The 779-nt window shown below is 38.0% G+C and carries 2 protein-coding genes; both read right to left on the reverse strand.

Annotated elements, in window-relative coordinates; genetic code table 11:
- Positions 1-579 (reverse strand): membrane protein insertase YidC (yidC, locus tag A3757_RS19490; RefSeq protein ID WP_156506430.1); only part of this gene is annotated, 579 nt, incomplete at its 3' end.
- Positions 580-616: 37 nt separating this feature from the next.
- A partial coding sequence (locus A3757_RS27900; RefSeq protein ID WP_156506431.1) for a membrane protein insertion efficiency factor occupies positions 617-779 on the reverse strand: 163 nt, incomplete at its 5' end.

The following is a 779-nucleotide window of genomic DNA, read 5'->3' on the forward strand; positions in this document are numbered from 1 at the left end:
CTTGAATTCATAACGCTTAGTAATTGATACACCATCATCACTTTCAAAATTAAGGTCTATTGAAAGGCTATCTTGTCCTTCTTGTAACTCGTATGAAGAAGATGATGATGAGTAAATAGGAGCTGGGCCGTTTTTAGAGGAATCATATCCATTTTTTCCAAATAGACCACTTTCAACAACGTAATGTCTACCATTACCACTTTCCAACAGCGCCAGTGCTTCTTCTGAGCCTAAGCTAACTTTATGCTGAGGCATTTTTGCCGAAATAACATTACCGCCTTTAAGATCAAGATATAAATCTAATACATCTGTTTTGATATGAACGCTTGACGATTGTTGCGAGGTGGAATTCTTTGTTTGGGCTGTGCTATCAATACTTGCAGCAGCAGACTCAGGTACAGTAAATTCAGAATCTTCGCTACTTTCTGCAGAAGTACTTAAACCAATAGACTCTTGTGGAATGGCTTGTTTAACTGCGGTTTGCGATGCTTGCTGACCATAATCTTCATTCCAGGCAAGTATCAACATATATGATACAACTGCTAAGCCAACAAAAATAATGCTACGTCTAAGATCCATAATAATTCACTACCGTAAATATCTTATAAAGATAGAGTTATAAAGGTTTTGATTGTTTATCTGAGGAGGATTTTGTCTTCTTTTCCGGTACAGGGTCGTGTCCACCTTCACAACCCGGATGGCATCTTAACACACGATGTACTGCAAGAAAGCTTCCTTTAAATATACCGTGAATTTTTACAGCTTCGAGGGCATATTCA

This window comes from Oleiphilus sp. HI0117, from assembly GCF_001635235.1.